Annotated in this window: 14 protein-coding genes and 1 tRNA gene; 8 read left to right on the forward strand and 7 right to left on the reverse strand. The window is 75.7% G+C overall.

What is annotated here, in order from left to right:
• Positions 1-123: 123 nt before the first annotated feature.
• From ABZ249_RS25050 to ABZ249_RS25070, 5 genes are all read left to right on the forward strand, one after another.
• Complete coding sequence (locus tag ABZ249_RS25050; RefSeq protein ID WP_355267393.1) at positions 124-2,022, forward strand: alpha/beta fold hydrolase; 1,899 nt, start codon at positions 124-126, stop codon at positions 2,020-2,022.
• The gene (locus ABZ249_RS25055; RefSeq protein WP_355267396.1) at positions 2,019-2,609 is read left to right on the forward strand and encodes a hypothetical protein; all 591 of its coding nucleotides are present in this window, start codon (positions 2,019-2,021) and stop codon (positions 2,607-2,609) included. Before ABZ249_RS25050 ends, ABZ249_RS25055 begins: the two co-directional genes overlap by 4 nt.
• On the forward strand, positions 2,606-3,418 hold the full coding sequence (locus tag ABZ249_RS25060) for a class I SAM-dependent methyltransferase (protein WP_355267399.1): 813 nt from the start codon (positions 2,606-2,608) through the stop codon (positions 3,416-3,418). The genes ABZ249_RS25055 and ABZ249_RS25060 overlap by 4 nt, the downstream gene beginning before the upstream one ends.
• The gene (locus ABZ249_RS25065; RefSeq protein WP_355267402.1) at positions 3,415-5,217 is read left to right on the forward strand and encodes an ABC transporter ATP-binding protein; all 1,803 of its coding nucleotides are present in this window, start codon (positions 3,415-3,417) and stop codon (positions 5,215-5,217) included. The genes ABZ249_RS25060 and ABZ249_RS25065 overlap by 4 nt, the downstream gene beginning before the upstream one ends.
• Before the next feature lie 98 nt (positions 5,218-5,315).
• A complete protein-coding gene (locus tag ABZ249_RS25070) occupies positions 5,316-6,785 on the forward strand; it encodes an NAD(P)/FAD-dependent oxidoreductase (RefSeq protein ID WP_355267405.1) in 1,470 nt (489 codons plus the stop codon).
• A 75-nt stretch (positions 6,786-6,860) separates the two neighbouring features.
• On the opposite strand, the gene ABZ249_RS25075 is transcribed toward ABZ249_RS25070, so the two are convergent.
• A complete protein-coding gene (locus ABZ249_RS25075) occupies positions 6,861-7,868 on the reverse strand; it encodes a phospholipase D family protein (protein ID WP_220564613.1) in 1,008 nt (335 codons plus the stop codon).
• A gap of 191 nt (positions 7,869-8,059) precedes the next feature.
• Between ABZ249_RS25075 and ABZ249_RS25080 the strand changes: the two genes are divergently transcribed.
• Positions 8,060-9,898 carry a hypothetical protein gene (locus tag ABZ249_RS25080; protein ID WP_355267408.1) on the forward strand — a complete coding sequence of 613 codons (1,839 nt, stop codon included), beginning with the start codon at positions 8,060-8,062 and terminating at the stop codon, positions 9,896-9,898.
• On the opposite strand, the gene ABZ249_RS25085 is transcribed toward ABZ249_RS25080, so the two are convergent.
• Both ABZ249_RS25085 and ABZ249_RS25090 read right to left on the reverse strand, forming a co-directional pair.
• Positions 9,870-10,124 (reverse strand): hypothetical protein, encoded by a 255-nt coding sequence (locus ABZ249_RS25085; protein ID WP_355267411.1) that lies wholly within the window; start codon positions 10,122-10,124, stop codon positions 9,870-9,872. The two genes, ABZ249_RS25080 and ABZ249_RS25085, sit on opposite strands and share 29 nt — an antisense overlap.
• 251 nt (positions 10,125-10,375) lie before the next feature.
• Positions 10,376-11,056: a TetR/AcrR family transcriptional regulator C-terminal domain-containing protein gene (locus tag ABZ249_RS25090; protein ID WP_355267414.1), complete on the reverse strand. Its 681-nt coding sequence runs from the start codon at positions 11,054-11,056 to the stop codon at positions 10,376-10,378.
• Positions 11,057-11,119: 63 nt separating this feature from the next.
• On the opposite strand from ABZ249_RS25090, the gene ABZ249_RS25095 reads away from it, so the two are divergent.
• A complete protein-coding gene (locus tag ABZ249_RS25095; protein ID WP_355267417.1) occupies positions 11,120-12,001 on the forward strand; it encodes a type II CAAX endopeptidase family protein in 882 nt (293 codons plus the stop codon).
• Positions 12,002-12,210: 209 nt separating this feature from the next.
• Here the strand turns inward: ABZ249_RS25095 and ABZ249_RS25100 are convergent.
• The 3 genes from ABZ249_RS25100 to cysS all read right to left on the reverse strand — a co-directional run bounded on the left by ABZ249_RS25100 (position 12,211) and on the right by cysS (position 15,001).
• A tRNA-Thr gene (locus ABZ249_RS25100) sits at positions 12,211-12,283 on the reverse strand.
• A gap of 118 nt (positions 12,284-12,401) precedes the next feature.
• Positions 12,402-13,382 carry a 23S rRNA (guanosine(2251)-2'-O)-methyltransferase RlmB gene (gene rlmB / locus ABZ249_RS25105; protein WP_220564608.1) on the reverse strand — a complete coding sequence of 327 codons (981 nt, stop codon included), beginning with the start codon at positions 13,380-13,382 and terminating at the stop codon, positions 12,402-12,404.
• Positions 13,383-13,600: 218 nt separating this feature from the next.
• Entirely contained in the window at positions 13,601-15,001 is a 1,401-nt protein-coding gene (gene cysS, locus ABZ249_RS25110; protein WP_220564607.1) for a cysteine--tRNA ligase, read from the reverse strand.
• A gap of 327 nt (positions 15,002-15,328) precedes the next feature.
• On the opposite strand from cysS, the gene ABZ249_RS25115 reads away from it, so the two are divergent.
• The gene (locus ABZ249_RS25115) at positions 15,329-17,209 is read left to right on the forward strand and encodes a DUF2637 domain-containing protein (RefSeq protein WP_355267421.1); all 1,881 of its coding nucleotides are present in this window, start codon (positions 15,329-15,331) and stop codon (positions 17,207-17,209) included.
• A gap of 220 nt (positions 17,210-17,429) precedes the next feature.
• Here the strand turns inward: ABZ249_RS25115 and ispF are convergent, their stop codons facing one another.
• Positions 17,430-17,909 (reverse strand): 2-C-methyl-D-erythritol 2,4-cyclodiphosphate synthase, encoded by a 480-nt coding sequence (ispF, locus tag ABZ249_RS25120; RefSeq protein ID WP_220564605.1) that lies wholly within the window; start codon positions 17,907-17,909, stop codon positions 17,430-17,432.
• Positions 17,910-17,922 lie beyond the last annotated feature (13 nt).

Consider the following 17,922-nt stretch of genomic DNA (forward strand, 5'->3'; position numbering starts at 1 on the left):
GGCGCTCAGCCCGCCCCCGGTGAGGATCTCCCGGACGCCGTCGTCGCCGATCTTGTGGAGCTTGTCCACGGCCCGGATGACCATGATCGGGTCCACCGCCCCTCCCCCACAGGAAGGTCCCCCATGCCCGCCTCCGGCAGAACCCGGCGAGTCCGCAGGCTCGCGGGCCGCGCCCTGTCCGCCCTCCTGGGCCCCGTCCCCCTCACCCGCGACCAGGCCCTCGGGGCCTCCGAGCGGATCTCCGCCCTCACCTCCCTGGTCTCCAGCGCGGAGTACCTGTTCGACCGGCACCGCCACGGCCCCTCCCGGCTGAACGAGTGGGCCATCTCCCGCGACGGGTACGCCGGCTACGGCCGCCCCCTGCGGGCCGTGCTGGACCTCGCCTCCGACCGGCGCACCGCCACGGCCCTGCACGCCGCCCGCGTCGCGGTCGGCTCGGCGCTGCTGCTCCCCGGCCGCGGCCGCTGGCGCGGGGCGGGCGCCCTCTTCCTCGGGGTGAGCGGGACGCTGCTCTACCCCTCCCTGCGCTACGGCACCGACGGGTCGGACCAGGCGGCGATCGTGGTGCAGACCGCGACCGGCCTGGCCCGGCTCTCCTCCTCGCCCGCGGTCAAGGACGCGCTGATGTGGTACGTGGCCGGGCAGTGCGCCCTCTCGTACCTGTTCTCCGGCTGGGTCAAGCTCCTGGGCCGGGAATGGCGGACGGGCGACGCCCTGTCGGGGGTGATGCGCACGCGCACCTACGGCCACGAGGGCGTCTGGAGGCTGACCCGGAGGTTCCCGCGGGCCTCCCGCCTGGTGGCGCACGGCGTCCTGGCCCTGGAGTGCCTCTTCCCGGTGCTCTACGCCAGGGGCGGCGCGCTGGTCCGGCCGGTGCTCGGGTCCGTCCTCCTCTTCCACGTGGCCAACGGGGTCGTCATGGGCCTGGGGCGGTTCCTGCCCGCCTTCGCCGCCATGTACCCGATGGTGATGTACACCAGCGCCCCGCGCTCCCTGCCCGCCACGGCCGACCGCGACGACCGCCTGCCCGCGGTGGCGGGGCTGCTGGCGCTGGGCACCGCGGCCGCGTCCGCCGCGGTCGCCGCCCACCGCCGCGCCACCGTCCTGGACCACCCGACACCGGGAGGCCGGGTCACCACCCGGCACGGCAACACCATCGCCTACCACGGGACCGCCTCCGCGGACCGGACGGACCCGGTCGTGGTCTTCGTGCACGGCCTCGGCGCGATCCCCCTGCACTTCAGCTGGTACACCCGGGCCCTCAACGAGCAGGGCCGGCAGTGGCTCGTCCCCGGCAGGGCGGGCTACGGCGCCAGCCGCCGGGGGGCGACCGGGCCCTACACCCTCGACGAGTCCGTCGACGACCTGGTGGACCTCGTCGCCGGGGCGGTGCCCGAAGGGCGCCGGGTGGTCCTGGCCGGGCACTCCCTGGGCGGCGAGATCGCACGCCGGGCCGCGGCCGTCCTCGGGGAGCGCGTGCACGGCGTCGTGTACCTCGACAGCTCGCACCCCGACCAGCTGCACCGGTCGAACCAGCAGGCGGAGAACTCCGCCAAGGTCGGCGGGGCGCTGCGCACGGTGGCGGTCAGCCTGCGGCTGGGGATGGGCGTGCTCATGTCCACCCCCTCCTGGGTGCGCAGCCTGCCCGACCAGGTACGGGCCCGGGCGCTGACCGAGACCGTCGACTCCCGGGTGTGGAACGCCGCGCTCCGGGAGTGGGAGGCGGTGGAGCGGGACTTCGGCGACTTCTCCGGCCCGCTGGAGCCCCTGGACGCGCACGCCCTGGTGCTGTCCGCCCAGCACACCGTGGAGCGCGACCCCGACCACCTGGAGCTGCACCGCGAACTCGCCGCCGCGCACTCCGCCGACCGGACCGTCCGCTGCGCCGTCATCCCCGGCAGCGACCACGACGACCTGCTGACCGACCCCTACCACGCGGCCCGGGCGGCCGGGCTCCTGCTGGAGTTCCTGGCCGAGAGCACCGGGACCGCCCCCGCACCGACCACGACGGAGGAGCGATGACCCCCCGCACCACTGCACGCCGCCCCCTCCTGGGGGGCACCGGAGGCCTCGTCCGCCTGGCCGCCGCGGCCCTGCTGGTGGGCACCATGTGCGCCCAGCACCCGCACCCCTCGTTCAACCGCGTGCGGCGCATGGACCCGCTGTCCACGCTCTTCCCCAACTGGTGCTTCTTCGCCCCGACCCCGGCCCGGCACGACTTCCAGTTCTACTACCGAACGCTCTCCGAGGCCGACGAGACGTCGGAGTGGGTCCCGCTGGAGGTCATCGTCGGCCGCCGCCTGCGGCAGTTCGCCTGGTACCCCGAGCGGCGCTCGGAGAAGGCCGTCTTCGACCTGGGGACCGAGGTGCTGCGCCACCTCGACAAGGGGTTCGGCCCGGCCGGGACCCTGCCCTCCTACCGGATCCTGTGCTCCCACCTGGGCGACGTGATCGCCGCCTCCGGGGGCGCCCCCGTCAAGGGCTTCCAGTTCTCCCTGACCCGCAACGCCGGATACGACGACTCCGAGGAGCCCGAGGTCCTCTTCGTCTCGCCCTACACGCCCCTGCGCCGGACCCCGGCGCGCGGGGTGGAAGGAGTCCCCGCATGACCGCCGACACCGGATGGGCGACCGGCACCGAGGAGTCCGGCGCCGTCGCGGACTGCGGCTACGGGCGCGCGTTCGCCCGCTTCTACGACCGGCTCTTCCCCCAGGACGGCTCCGACCGGGTCACCGCCGCGGCACTGGCCGGCCTGCACCCGGGGGGCGCCACCCTGGAACTGGGCGTGGGGACGGGCCGGATCGCGGTGCCGCTCTCCGCGCTCGTCGGCGAGGTGACCGGCGTGGACTCCTCGCCGGAGATGCTCGACCGGCTCCGGAAGGCGGTCGCCTCCACCGGGGCGCGGGTCCGGCCCGTCCACGGGGACATCCGCGTCTACGAGGACGGCGCCGGGTACGGGCTGGTCTACTGCGTCTGCGGGACGCTGTCCCAGATCCTCACCCCCGAGGAGCAGCGGGCGGCCGTGCTCCGCGCGGCCCGGCGGCTCGCCCCCGGCGGCACGCTGGTCGTGGAGACGCACAACCCCGGGTTCGTGGCCGCCCTGCACGAGGGCCGCCTGCGGGCCTCGTTCTACATCCCCTACCCCGAGCCCGGAACCGGGGTGCAGACCTACTCCACCCTCATCCCGGAACGGACGCTGTGGCACACCACGCACCTGTGGCACGAGGGCGGGAACGTGCACCCGGGCACGGAGATCACCCGGCTCACCACCCCCGAGGAGGTGGACCGCTACGCGGAGCAGGCCGGGCTGGTCCCGGTCTCCCGGTGGGGCGACTGGTCGGGCGGGGCGTTCGACGAGGCGTCCAGCCCCGTCCACATCAGCCGCTACACGGCGGCCGGGAACGGGGGCGGCCGGTGACGGCGCCGCGCGGTGAGGGGATCATCGCGGGGCTGGCCCGGGGGCAGCGGCGCCTGCTCGGGGCGGGGATCGCCGTGGGCGCCGCGGGAGTGGTCACCACGCTGGCCCAGCCCGCGCTCCTGGCCGGGCTGATCCAGGCCGCCGGGCAGGGCCGGCCGCTCACCGGACCCATCGTCCTGCTGGTGGCCCTGTTCCTGGCGGACGCGGTGCTGTCGTCGTCCCAGGGCGTGCTCATCGGCCGGGCGGGGGAGAACATCGTCCGCGACACGCGGGTCCTGCTGTCCGGCAGGGTCCTGCGCGCCGACCTCGCCCACCTCGACGGGCAGAGGATGGGCGACGTGCACACCAGGCTGGTCGGGGACACCTCCCTGATGAAGGTGTCCCTGACCCAGAGCCTCGCGCAGATCATCCTCAACGGGATGGTCGTGCTCGGGTGCGTGGCCATGATGGCCTGGACCGACCCGGGCCTGATGCTCTTCACCCTGGCCTGCCTGGGCGTCGCGGCGTTCGGCGGCGTCGGGCTGGCGCGGGCGCTGCGCCGCGCGGCCCTGGCCAACCGGGAGGACACCGGCGCGTTCGGCGCCGACCTCCAGCGCGTGCTCACCGCCCTGCCCACGGTCAAGGGGGCGGGCGCCGAGGACGCCGAGCAGGAGCGGCTGGCCGGCCTGGCCGACCGGGCCCGCGCCTCCGGCAACCGCGTCACCGTGCTCAACGCCCTGTTCACCCCGGTCCTGAACGTCGGGCTCCAGGCGTCGCTGGCGGCCGTGCTGGGCATCGGCATGGTGCGCGTCGCCACGGGGACGGTGGACCCGGCGGCCTTCACCGCGTTCACCATGTACCTCTTCTACCTCGTGTCGCCTCTGGTCGTGGTGTTCATCTCGATCGGCACCCATCTCCAGGGCCGGGCCGCCCTGGAACGGGTGGACGAGCTGAGCCGGCTCCCGCAGGAGGACGCCGGCGTCGGGGCGGTCGCGGCGCCGGCCCCGCCGGACCCGGCCGGCGGCGACCGCCCCGCCGTGGAGCTGCGCGACGTCGTCTTCGCCTACGGGGACCGCCCCGTGCTCGACGGCGTCTCCTTCACCGTCCCGGCCCGCGGCCTCACCGCCCTGGTGGGCCCCTCGGGCGCGGGGAAGACGACGGTGTTCCAGCTCATCGAGCGGTTCTACCGGCCGAGCGGCGGGAGCGTGCTGCTGGACGGCCGCGACATCGCGCACCTGCCCACGTCCCACGTCCGAGACCGGGTCGGCTACGTCCAGCAGGACAGTGTGGCGATGACGGGGACGCTGCGGGAGAACATCGCGTACGGGGCGCCGGACGCCACCGACGACGACGTCCGCGAGGCCGTCGAACTGGCGGGGCTGGCCGAGGTGGTCGCGTCCCTGCCCGACGGGCTGGACACGCTCATCGGCGACCAGGGGAACGGCCTGTCGGGCGGCCAGCGCCAGCGGCTGTGCGTGGCCCGCGCCCTGGTACGGCGGCCCGAGGTCGTCCTGCTCGACGAGGCCACCGCCCACCTGGACGCGGAGGCCGAGGGGGCGCTCCGCGACAGCCTGCGGCGCATCGCGCGCCGGTGCGCCGTGGTCGCCATCGCCCACCGCATCTCGACCGTGGCCGAGGCCGACCGCATCGTCGTCCTGGAGGAGGGCAGGGTCAGGGCCGTCGGCCGCCACGCGGACCTGCTCCGCGAGGACGGCCTGTACCGCCGCCTGGCCACCGCGGCCCTGGTGCACGACCCCTCCGGGGAGGCACCGGGTACACCAGAACCCACCGGTTCCCACAGTTCAGGAGTCTCGGTATGAACCCGCATCCCGCCGCCCCGACCCGGGCCGCGACCGGCCCCGCGCCCCTGCCCCGGGGCAACGGGTGGCAGTGACATGACCGTCCGGGAGGACCGCACGTGAGCGAGTTCGACGCCGCCGTGGTCGGCAGCGGGCCCAACGGCCTGGCCGCGGCGGTCACCCTGGCCCGCGCCGGACTGCGCGTCGTGGTGTACGAGGCCGCCGAACAGCTCGGCGGCGGGCTGCGCGGCGCGGACCTGTTCGGCACCGGCGTGGTCCACGACGTCTGCTCCGCGGTGCACCCCATGGCCGCCGCCTCGCCGTTCTTCCGGGGCTTCGGCCTCGCCGAGCGGGGAGTGCGCCTGCTGCGGCCCGAGGTCAGCTACGCCCACCCCCTGGGCGGGGACCGGGCCGCCCTGGCCTGGCACGACCTCGACGCGACCTGCGCCGGGCTGGGCCCGGACGGGCCGCGCTGGCGCGCGCTGATGGAGCCCCTGCTCGCCCGCGGCCGGGACATGGTGGAGCTGCTGCTCTCCGACATGCGCCTGCCCGGCGGCCTGCGGGCGGCCCCGGCCACCGCGGTGCGCACGCTCCTCATGGGGACCCGGGCGGGCTACGCGCTCTTCCGGGGGGAGGAGGCGCCCGCGCTGCTGGCCGGGACCGCCGCCCACGTCCTGGGGCCGCTGCCCTCGCTGCCCGGGGCCGCCGTCGGCCTGCTGCTGGCCCAGCTCGCCCACGGGCCCGGGTGGCCGCTGCCCGAGGGCGGCGGCCGGAGCATCGTCACGGCGCTGGCCGACGACATCCGGGCGCACGGCGGGACCCTGGTCACCGGAGAGGAGGTCACCGACCTGCGCCGGCTCGGCGGTGTGCGGGCCGTCCTGCTGGACACGGCGCCGACCGCCCTGCCGCGGCTGGCGCCGGGGCGGCTGCCCCCGGGCTACCTGCGCGCTCTGAGCCGCTACCGGTACGGGCCCGCCGCGGGCAAGGCCGACTTCCTGGTGTCGGAGCCGATCCCCTGGGCGGCCCCCGGCGTCGGGCGGGCGGGGACCGTGCACCTGGGGGGGACCGCCGCGCGGATCCTCCGCCAGGAGACGGCGAACGCTCGCGGGATGCGGGGGGAGGAGCCGTTCGTGCTCGTGGTCGACCCCGCCGTCGCGGACCCCGGGCGCGCGGTCGGGGGCCTGCGGCCCGTCTGGGCGTACGCCCACCTGCCCCCGGGCTCCGAAGAGGACCCCCTGCCCGTGGTCAGGGCGGCGATCGAACGGTACGCGCCGGGGTTCACCGACACCGTCGTGGCCGAGCGCGGCATGTCGGGGGCCGACTACGCCCGCTACAACCCCAACTACGTGGGCGGGGACATCGGCACCGGCCTGATCTCGCTGCGGCAGAGCCTGCTGCGGCCGGTCCCCCGGTGGGACCCGTACCGGACGCCGCTACGGGGCGTCTACCTCTGCTCGGCCGCCACTCCGCCGGGGCCGGGCGTGCACGGCATGAGCGGGTTCCTGGCGGCCCGCTCGGCGCTGCGCCGGGAGTTCGGCCTGCGGGTCCCGTCGCTCGCCCCGGAGGGGGCGCGGGGGTCGGCGCGCTGAGCGCGGGCCGCCCCCGGCGGCCGCGTGCCGCGCCCCGGGGGCCGGGGGGCGGGGGCGGGTGCGGGCCGCGGGGCGTCAGACCCAGCCGCGCTCCCGGGCCTCCAGCGCGGCCCGGGCCCGGTTGTTGGCCTGGAGCAGGGTGAGGAGGTCGGAGATGTGCCGCCGGTAGGTGCGCAGCGACATGCCCGCGCGCCGTGCCCCGGTCTCGTCCTTGCTGACCGTGCACATCAGCTCCAGGACCCGCAGCTGGGCCTCGGTCGGTGCGGCGGTCTCGGAGCCCTCTCCCAGGAGTTCGCCCAGGTCGCGGGCGTCGTCCCACAGCCGGTCGAAGTAGCGGACGAGGCTCTCCACCAGGCTCGCCTCCTCGACCCGGAAGGCGCCCCGGCCCGAATCCCGGGGGTCCAGGGGGACCAGGGCCGTCCGCCGGTCGTAGACCAGCATCAGATCCGAGAGCCGGTCGGCCACCCGCACCTGCGCCCCGGCCGCCCGCAGCACCCGCAGGTGCTCCAGCGTCGCCGCGTCCCCGGCCGCGTCGGCGCGGACGAGGTTGCGCAGGACCACGCCCCGGCGCAGGCACCGCAGGTCGAGCGGGCGGGCGTGCCGGATGTTCTCCGGGGACAGGACGTCGTAGGGCTCGCTGGCCAGGATCTCGGTGCGGGCCGTGAACGCGAGCTGGTCGATGTGCGTGCGCACCAGGGGCAGGGTCTCCAGCCTGACCAGCGCTCCCCCCGCTCCGGCGGCGGGCGCCCGCCCCCGCGGCGGATACGGGCCGTCCTGCTGCAACGACCGCATGATGGGGCCGATGTCCGCGATCTCCCGGATGGTCGAGTGGACGCGCTCCAGCCGGTCCTCCGACAGCCGGGCGACCGCCGCGGCGGGGTCGGCGGCCCACACGCCGTCCCCGTCCCCGTGCAGCAGGCCCAGCCCCCGCAGCCTGGCCACCGCGGCGTCCACCTCCGCCCCGCCCCGCGGGACGGCCGGGCGCGCGGTCGCCTCGGGCGAACCGGGGTTGCGGAGGAAATGGCGGTAGACGTCCTCTTCGACACCGTTCAGCCCGAGCACGGACATGGTGCGAGTCTCCATGACGCTCTCCGAGTCCGGTCCCGGCCACGCACCGGAACCACGGGGAAAAGCTAACCGAGGCCCGCTCGGTCGCGGTCTCATGAACGTCTCATCCTCTCTCACGGGGAACAGGGGGGTTCCCGGCGCCGCGGGCCCCTGCTTCAATGGGCCCCTCACCGCGCCCCCTCCCCCGGAAGGCAACGCGAGATCCCATGCACGCCCCACCGGCCGCCGCTCCCCCACGGCAGACCACACCGGAGGATCTGCTGGGCGCCCTGGAGCGCCATCCCCTGGTGAACCTCGTCGGCCCCCTGGGCTGCGGGAAGTCGTCGCTGGCGGCGCGCCTCGCGCCCCTGCCCGTCGTGGACCTGGAGTCGCCCGGCGCCGCCGACGCCCTGCGGAGCGCGCTTGCCGAGGACACCGCGCGCCCCCTGGTCGCGGACGGCGCCGACGGGCCCGCCGGCCTGGCGGCGCTGGACGCGCTGCGGGACCGGGCACCGGGCGGCCGCCCGGTGCTGGTCGTGTCGCGGCGCTCCCTCCTGTCCCGCCCGGGATGGGCGCTGTCCGGGGCCCGGGTGGTCCCGTTCCGCACGCTGCGCGACGAGGAGGTCCGCGGCATCGCCGAGCGCGCCCAGGTGCACGACCCGCGCGCTCTGGGGGTCGTCACCGACCTCGCCGCGGGCAACCCGTTCATCGCCGAGGCCGCCTGCCGCGCGCTGCACGGGGGCGCGGCCGCGGAGCCGGGCGCGGTGGCGGTCCGGGTCGCGCCCGAGATCCTGGACCGGCTGGACCGCGAGGCGCCCGGCCGCGCCTGGGCCGACGCCCTCCAGGACCTGGCCAGCGTGTGGGGCGGCGACCAGGAGACGATCGGCGTCGACGGCGAGGCGTTCGCCGCCCTCGCCGGGCTGAGCGTGGTCTACGGCACCGAGGCGGGCCTGGTCCTGTCCGAGCCCTTCCGCCGGGTGCTGGCGCTGGCCCGCCGGACCCGGCAGCCCTCGGGCCACCGCGAGACCCGCGGCCGCGCGGCCGCCCACCGCCGCAGGATGCTGCTGGAGGAGCCCCCCGGACCGCGGCGCGGCCGGATCCTGGAGGGCATCATCGCCCTCTCCGACGAGGAGGCGGTGCAGGCGACCCTCTTCCCCGGCAGCCCCGAGGACGGGCTCGTCCGGCCCGCCTCGGCGGACGACGCGGACACGGTCGGCGAGCTCATGAATCGGTGGGCCGGGCACAGCGGGCTGGACCCGCGGCGCACGGACCGGCTCGTGGAGGGGTGGATGCGCACCGATCCCGACGGTTTCCTGCTCGTCCACGACGCGCGGGGGGAGCCCGTGGGCGTCAGCGGCCTGCTGCGCGTGGAGGACCGGACGATCGACTCCGTGGAGCCGCTCCTGCAACAGCACACCGACACCCTGCTCACCCGGTACGCGGGCGCCGGCCACAGCCTGCTCCTGGGTGCCGCCTTCTGCCCGGACCGGGGGCTGCACGCCCAGCTGCTGCGGTCCATCCTGCACCGGGTGATGGCGCTCGGCCTGTACCTGACGGTCTCCACGGTGAACCCCGGCTACCAGCGGCTCCTGCACGCGCTGAGGTTCCGGCACCACGGCGGCACCGTCGACGACGTCTACCGCTGCGGCCGAGGCCCGGAGGTCCACGGCCAGGACTTCGGCTCGGACGCGTTCCTGGAGTGGGCCGAACGCCTGGCGGCGCCCGCCGCGGACGCGGGCGGCGCGGGCGCGCTGGGGCGCGAGGTCCGCCACGCGCTGACCCACATCGACTCGCCCGGGCGGCTCCGCGGCACCCCGCTGCTGGCCCTCAGCGGCGCCGCCTCCCCGGCCGACCTGCGGGCGCGGCTGCGCGAGGAGGTGCGCGCCCTGGCCGCGAGCGGTTCGGCGGAGGAGGCCGAGGCCGGCCGGATCCTGGAGCACTACTACCTGGACGGGGTGCGCGGCCACGAACGGCTCGCGATCCGCCTCCACCTGAGCCGGGCCACGTACTTCCGCAGGCTGCGCTACGGCCTCGAACTCATCGGTCTGCGGCTGGTCCGGGAGTGACGGCGGGCGCGCCGGGGCCCCCGGGCGCGCGGGAGCGGTCCGGGCCGCGCCGCAGGCGCCGGGCGACCCGCGCCGCCAGGGCGTCGTCCTCGCCCAGCTCCGCCAGCAGAGCCCGCCACACGGAGGAGTGCGTGAGCGCCGGGCGGTCGGCCGCCTCCCCCAGTTCCAGTACGAGCCGCCGCATGAGCCGGTAGTCGTCCCGGTCCAGGTCCACGCTGATGCGCACGCGGTCCGGGCGCTCCCCGCCGCCGCTCACCCGGTCCGCCCGGGGCGCACGCCGCAGGGCCGCGCCGGCCCCGCCGCGGAGAGTGTGTCCATGGCCGACGACCCTACCCGCGGCCCCGCGCCGCCGGAAGGGTTCCGCCCGGCAGCATCCTGCCACCGCGGTCCCACCGCTCCGGGACGTGCGGCGGCGGTCCGGCGCGACGTGTCCCGGCGGAGGGCCTCCCCGCACTCCGCCGTGCGGGTCCGGCACGCCTAGGACGGGGACGGGCCGCGGCGTGCCCTGATCCCCTCCAGCAGCAGGTCGATCCCCTGGTCGAAGTAGGCGTTCTCCACGGCGAGGGCGTCCGAGCCCGACACCGCGGCGGCGCGCGCCTCCTCGTGCACCTCCGGGGCGCTCGACCGGGTCGCGCGCATCGCGACGGTGGTCGTGGCGGCGCCGAGGATCTGGTTGGCGACCGCCCGGATCGCGACCGCCTGCGCCTCCTCGTCCTCCCCGCTCCTCTCCAGGGCCGCGATGACGCGGCGCGACAGGGCGACCGCGTTCGGGCCGATCAGCGGCCGGGAGCCGGCGAACTCCGCCGCCCAGGTGTGCGCGGTCAGCGCCGAGTAGAACCGGCGGGCGGTCTCCTTGACGGCGGTGTCCCACGGCTCGTCCGGACCCGGCAGCGCCGCGGCGGCCGCGGCCAGGATCTCGTCCACGGCCAGGTCCACCAGGTCCTCGCGGCGCTCGACGTACCAGTACAGGCTCGTCGCGTGCACGCCGAGTTCGGCGGCGACCTTGCGCATGGTCAGCGCCGGGGCGCCCTCGCGGTCCAGCAGGGCGATGGTCGCGGCGACGATGCGCTCGCGGCTGAGCACGGGCTGGGATCTCCGGCGGCGCTCGGGACGGTGGAAGACGCTGTCGAACTGCTGTTCGGGTGCGGTGTCGGTCATGACCTACAGCCTAGCGGGAATCATACGTTGTATGTCGTTCTCAAACAGTGTAGGTTTCCGGCCATGGACACCCACTCCCCTGTCACGCAGACCCGCCCCCGCTCCCCCGCGCCCTCCGCCGACACGGCCCCCGTCGACGCGGCGCGCACGACGGCCGTCGACCCCCGCGGCCTCAGCGCGTTCCTCGTGATCGCCTTCGCCTTCTCCTGGACCGCCTGGTGGGCGGGCGGCCTCCTGCTCCAGGGCGGCGACCCGATGCCGGCGGTGATCGCGGGCGGCTTCGGGCCGATGGTGGCGGCGGTGGTCGTCACGGCCGCCACCCAGGGCCGCGCCGGGGTCGGCGCCCTCTTCCGGCGCTACTCGATCGGGCGCCGCGGCGCGCTCCTGCCCTACGCGATCGCGCTCCTGGCCCTGCTGGCCATCGCGGGCGCCGCCGCGATCCCGGTCCTCCTGGGGAACACCGCCCTGGACCAAGACCTGCTGCGCGCGGCGCTGGTCATGGTGCCCGCGCAGTTCGTGCTCATCGCGCTGGCCGGCGGCGGCAACGAGGAGCTGGGCTGGCGCGGGTTCGCCCTGCCCCGGCTCCAGGGCGTCCTGTCCCCGACGGCCGCCAACGTGATGCTCGGAGCGATCTGGGCCGTGTGGCACGCGCCGCTGTTCGCGATGGCCGGCACCCTCCAGGCGGACATGTACTTCCCCGCCTACGCGCTGCTCTGCGTCGGCCTCACCGTCATCCTGGGCAACGTCTTCAACTCCGCCCGCGGCGGGGTGCTGGCCCCGGTGCTCGCCCACGCCGCGATCAACGTCGTCTCCGGCCTCAAGGCGGTCGTGGCGGGCTCCCCCGCCGGGGCGGTCGAGGTGGCGCTGGTCGGGCTCGTCGCGGTGGCCCTCGTGGTCGTCACCCGCGGCCGCCTGGGCCTGCCCCGGTCCGGCCGCGCCGGCTAGCGCCCGGCCCTGACCGCACGGGCCCGTGGCCGCGAGCGAACGCTCGCGACCGCGGGCCCCGCCGTACCCGGATGCGGCACGGCCCGAGCCGGGAGAAGCGAACGCGAAGCGTCGGACGAAGGCATGGCGCGGGGCGTCGGCCGGGCCGCGCGGGGGCAGTGCACACTGACATGTCCGCCCCGGAAACGTCCCCGGGCGGGAAAGGTGAGAGCCGGCGAGGGGACTTGAACCCCTAACCTGCCGCTTACAAGGCGGCTGCTCTGCCAATTGAGCTACGCCGGCGGGGCGTCGGGCTCCGCGAGGGGAGCCGCGTCCACCCGAATGGTACCGGGTGAGGCGCGTTTCGGCCTACTCGGAAAAGCCCGCCCCGGGTCCGTGGCGGACCCGGGGGCGGCGGGGGTCAGGAGTCCCGCTGCTCGGCGCGCAGGCGGGCGACCTCGTAGAGGGACACCCCGGCGGCGACGGAGGCGTTGAGCGACTCGGCGTTGCGGATCGGGATGCTCGCGATCACGTCGCAGGATTCGCGCACCAGGCGGGACAGGCCCTTGCCCTCGGAGCCCACCACCACGACCAGCGGACCGGTGGCCAGGTCCAGGCCCGGGATGGCGGCGTCACCGTCGGCGTCGAGGCCGACGACGAACACGCCCGCCTTCTTGAAGGCCTCCAGGGCGCGGGTGAGGTTGGTGGCCTGCGCGATCGGGAGCCGGGCCAGGGTGCCCGCCGAGGTCTTCCACACGGTGGTGGTGACGCCGGCGGAGCGGCGCTCGGGGATGAGCAGGCCGTCGGCGCCGAAGGCGGCCGCGGAGCGGGCGATGGCGCCGAGGTTGTGCGGGTCGGTCACGCCGTCGAGGGCGACGATGAGCGCCGGCTCGTCCCCGTCCAGCGCGCGCTCCAGGAGGTCCTCCGGCAGCAGGTAGCGGTAGGGCCGCGCCTGCAGGGCCATGCCCTGGTGGACGGCGCCCGGCTGGCCGTTGCTGTCGCAGCGCCGGTCGAGCTCGGCGCGGGTGACCTCCAGCACCTCCACGCCCTGCTCGCCGGCGAGGCGGGCGGCCTCGTTGACGCGGTCGTCGGCGTCGAGGCTGTTGGAGAGGAAGAGGCGGCTGGCGGGCATGCCCGCGCGCAGCGCCTCCAGCACGGGGTTGCGGCCCACGAGCAGGTCGGAGTCGATCCGGCGGCGCTCGGGCTCGGCCGAACGGGACGACCGCGGAGCGCCCCCGGAGGCCTCCACCTCCTTGGCCCGGCGGATCGCCTTGGAGCGCTGCTTGCCGTCGTACCAGTGCCGCTGCTCGGCGGGCAGGGTGCCCTTCTTGCCCTCCAGGGACCGGCGGCCCTTGCCGCCGCTGCCCTTGGTGGGGCCCTTCTTGCTCTTCTTCGCCGGCATGGTCGCCGTCCCTCCGCTACGTATCGCGAGCATGCCGGAAGCGTTCTCCGGCCGTTGGGGTGCCGCGTCGCCGATGGCGGCGGCAAACCCCCAGGGTACCGCCGAGCCGGTACCGAACGTGTTGTCCACAGGCCCCGGCGCCCCCGTGGCGGCGGACGGCGGGGCGGCCTACCGTGGAAACCGGGGGGCCGCCCCACCCCTGACCATGTGCGCTGCCCTCAGCCCCGCCGCAGGTCCCAGCGCGGACCCTGCGGGGTGTCCTCCACCACCACGCCCGCGTCGGCGAGCCCGTCGCGGATGGCGTCGGCGGCCGCGTAGTCCTTGCGGCCGCGGGCGGCCTGGCGCTGCTGGAGGGCGACGGCCACGAGCGCGTCGACGACCTCGCGCAGCCCCTGGTCGCCGGAGGACCACTGCCCGCTCAGCGGGTCCAGGCCCAGCACGTCGAGCATGGCGCGCAGCTCTCCGGCGAGTTCGGCGGCCCTCTCCTTGGCGCCCCCGGCCAGGGCGGTGTTGCCCTCGCGGACGTGCCCGTGCACGACGGCGAGCCCCTGGGAGACGCCCAGGTCGTCGTCGAGCGCGGCGGCGAACTCGGCGGGCACCCGCTCGGCCGGGACGACCTCGCCCAGCACCTCGACGGCGCGGGTGAGGAAGCCCTCGACGCGCTGGTAGGCGACCGCGGCCTCCTGGAGCGCCTCGTCGGAGTAGTCGATGGTGGAGCGGTAGTGCGCCTGGCCGAGGTAGTAGCGCAGCTCGACGGCGCGCACCTTCTCCAGCATCTGCGGGATGCGCATCGAGTTGCCCAGCGACTTGGCCATCTTCTCGCCGCCGATCTTCAGCAGACCGTTGTGCAGCCAGTACTGGGCGAAGGCGTCCCCGGCGGCGCGGGACTGGGCCATCTCGTTCTCGTGGTGCGGGAAGACCAGGTCCAGGCCTCCGCCGTGGATGTCGAAGGCGGGCCCGAGGTACTTGGTGGCCATCGCCGAGCACTCCAGGTGCCAGCCCGGGCGGCCGCGCCCCCACGGGGTGGGCCAGGTGGGCTCGCCCGGCTTGGCGCCCTTCCACAGGGCGAAGTCGCGGGGGTCGCGCTTGTCCCGGTCGGGGTCGGAGTCGGCGGCGGGCTGCACCTGCTCCAGCCGCTGGTTGGACAGGTCCCCGTAGGGCGGGAAGGAGCGCACGTCGAAGTAGACGTCGCCGGAGCCGTCGTCGGCGGCGTAGGCGTGCCCCGCGTCGATGAGCCGCTGCATGAGCTCGACCATCTCCGGCACGTGGCCGGTGGCGCGCGGCTCGACGGTGGGCGGCAGGCAGCCCAGCACGTCGTAGGCGTGGGTGAAGGCGCGCTGGTTGCGCTCGGTGACCTGCCACCAGGGCACGCCCTCGTCGGCGGCGACCCTGATGATCTTGTCGTCGATGTCGGTGACGTTGCGGCAGAAGGTGACCTCGTAGCCCTTGTAGGTCAGCCAGCGGCGCAGGATGTCGAAGTTCACCCCGGACCGGATGTGTCCGATATGGGGCGGCGCCTGCACCGTGGCACCACACAGGTACAGGGAGGCGTGTCCCTCGCGCAGGGGGACGAAGTCGCGGACCTGTCGGGCACTGGTGTCATAGAAGCGCAGACTCACGTTGTCAAGCGTATCGTCTTTCCCCTCACACCGGCGTCACAAACCGCCTCCCCCGGTCGGGCTGATACGGGGGCGCGAGTGGGGCCCGGTACCCGTGTTTTCCTCATCGGACATCCCGAAGTGCTCATATATGGAGAACCGTATTCGGGCACCTGCCGTGTGAGATAGCCCGGGACAAAGCGTCGTGACCACGGAACGGCAGGTCACGAGATGCTGCATATTCCGACATAACACCACGGAACACCGTCGGCGCATGCAGTCCCGAAGCCACCGGAATCGGACGGAATCTCGTGTTAACGGCATCTCCTCGACTACGCTGCGAAGGCGATGGCCCCTTACAACGATTCCCCCGGCGCAGGAACACGCAACGGCAGCCCCACGGGTCGCGGCACGGGAGTCGGCGCTCTCGCCGGCGGAGCCCTGTTCGTCGGGCTGATCGGTCTGTGCGCCCTTCTGATCTCCTATAACGGTGTCTTCCGGCTCGCCGAGTACGGTCACCCGCGCGGCGGTCTGCTCGTCCACGTGTTCCCGGTGACGTACACGCTGCTGCTGCTCATGGCGTGCTGGACCAGCTACCTGCTGCGCGACGCGCCGCCGCGCCGCCGCGCCTGGGTGGACCTGGTGCTGATCCCGCTGCTGGTGCTCTTCGCCGGTGTGGTCATGGTGCTCAACAACCTGGGGCTGATCGAGTCGATCCCGCAGCGGGTCGCCAACGTGATCGTGGCGGTGGCCCCGCTGGTGGCGCTGCTGGTGGCCCTGCTGCTGTGGATGGCGGCCCGCGCCCACCTGCGGCGCAGGCGCCGCACCGGCGGACGCCGCCCCGAACCGGCGGACGACCGCACGACGGTGCTGCGCGCCCGCGCGGTGGTGCACGACGGGGAGCCGCGGTCCGCCGAGGAGGACGGCCGCTCGCTGGAGGAGCGCCTGATGGGCCTGGGACTGGGCCCCTCGGCGACCCCTGCCGCGGAGCCGGACGGGCCCGAAACGGTGCGGCTCGTCCCCGGGCCCGCCGCCGAGGAAGAGGAAGAAGAGGAAGCGACCCCGGAACCCGTCTCGGGGAAGGCCGACCCGGAGCCCGTCGCCGAGGAGGACCCGGAGCCGGAGGCCTCGGTGCCGACCCTGCCGCTGCCGCGCCGCGGCGGCCGCGGGGGCAACCCCATCAAGGAGGCCGCGGAGAACCCGCCGCTGGCCCCGCTCGCTCCGGTACCGGCCCCCGAGCCCGTACCGGCTCCGAACCCGGAGCCCATGCCCGCCCCGGTTCCGGAGCCCGTGCCCGCGAGCGCCCCGGACGAGGGCTTCGAGCACGACCCGCTTCCCGGCGACCCGGTCACCGACGAGGCCGAGGCGCCCGAGCACGCACCGGCTCTGGAGCCCGCCGCAGCCGAGTCACCCGGGCATGGCGATGCCCCCGAGGTCCCCGAGTCGCCCGAGCAGGACGTTCCGGAGCCGCTGGAGGAGGAGACCCCCGAGACCCCGGAGGAGGACTTCGCGGAGACGCCCGCCTTCGGCGTCAGCTGGGAGCCGCCGGAGGACGACGAGGACACCTGGACCCGCGCCGACTACGTGCCGCCGGTCTGGACGCCCCCGGAGGACGACGCCCCGGAGGTTCCGGAGGAGGTGCCCGCGCCCGCGCTGGACCACGACACCGGCCCCGCCGTGCGCGCCGCCTTCCGCATTCCGGACGACCCGATGGCCGCCTCCCGCTCCGCCCTGTCGGACGACCTCGCCGACGACCGCCCGCTCTGGTCCCCGCCCGCCGCCGACCCGCGCCCGGAGGACGCCTCCGACGACCTGTGGCCCTCCGCGCCCCGGACCGGTGAGCGCTCCGAGGACCGCGAGCCGGACGAGCCCGCCGACACCGACGAGGACGGGACCCTGTGGCCCGCCGCCTCCCGCGCCCACCGCCCGGCGGCCCAACCCGTGACCGACGAGCCCGCCGAGGACCGTGCCCCGGCCTCCCCGCCCGCCCCCGAGCCCGGGCGGGCCCGGAGGAGCGGGTTCGGCGCGCCCGCCGTGCCGCCCGGGGCGGCCCGCCCCCGGGAGGACGCCGACGACGACGCCGAGCGCACGACCGAGCCCCTGCGCCGCCGCCCGGCGCTGGAGAAGCGGCCCATGGTCCTCAAGCCCCCGCGGCCGCCGATGCCCGACTTCGCCTCCGGCCCGCCCTCCCGGCGGGTGCGCAGCGAACCCCTGCGCCCCGACGAGTGACCGGCCTCGGCGCCCGCGGCCGGGCGGCGGCCGGCGCCGTGAGCGCCGCGCTCCGCCCGGGCTCCGGCACCGCGGGCCGGGCGGCCGGAGCGGCCTGACCGGCGGCCGCCACGCGCCTCCCCGGGCCCGGTGCGCCCCTCGGGAGCCGCCCGGCGGCGGTCCCGTAAACGGCGAACGCCCCGCGGCCGGGGCCGCGGGGCGTCGATGTGTCCGGCAGGTGTCAGTCCACGGGGACGCACAGGGCGGTGGCGATGGCCGCGATGCCCTCGCCGCGCCCGGTGAGGCCCAGACCGTCGGTGGTGGTGGCCGACACCGTCACCGGTGCCCCGACGATCTCCGTGAGCGTTTTCTCGGCCTCCGCGCGCCGGGGCGCGAACTTGGGCCGGTTGCTGATGATCTGCACCGCGATGTTGCCGACCTCGAACCCCGCCGCGCGCACGCGGGCGACCGTCTCGGTGAGCAGAGCGGCGCCCGAGGCGCCCCTCCACCGCGGCTCGGCGGTGCCGAAGTTGGACCCCAGGTCGCCCAGGCCGCACGCCGAGAACAATGCGTCGCACGCGGCGTGCGCGGCGACATCGCCATCGGAATGACCGCTGACGCCTTCCTCTCCCGGCCATTCCAAACCGGCCAGAAAAAGGGTCCGTCCAGGAGAAAACGGATGGACGTCGGTGCCGACGCCCACCCGAGGAATTTTCGTCATGAATTATGCGATT

The organism is Nocardiopsis sp. NPDC006139 (assembly GCF_040614155.1).
Lineage (GTDB): Bacteria > Actinomycetota > Actinomycetes > Streptosporangiales > Streptosporangiaceae > Nocardiopsis > Nocardiopsis changdeensis.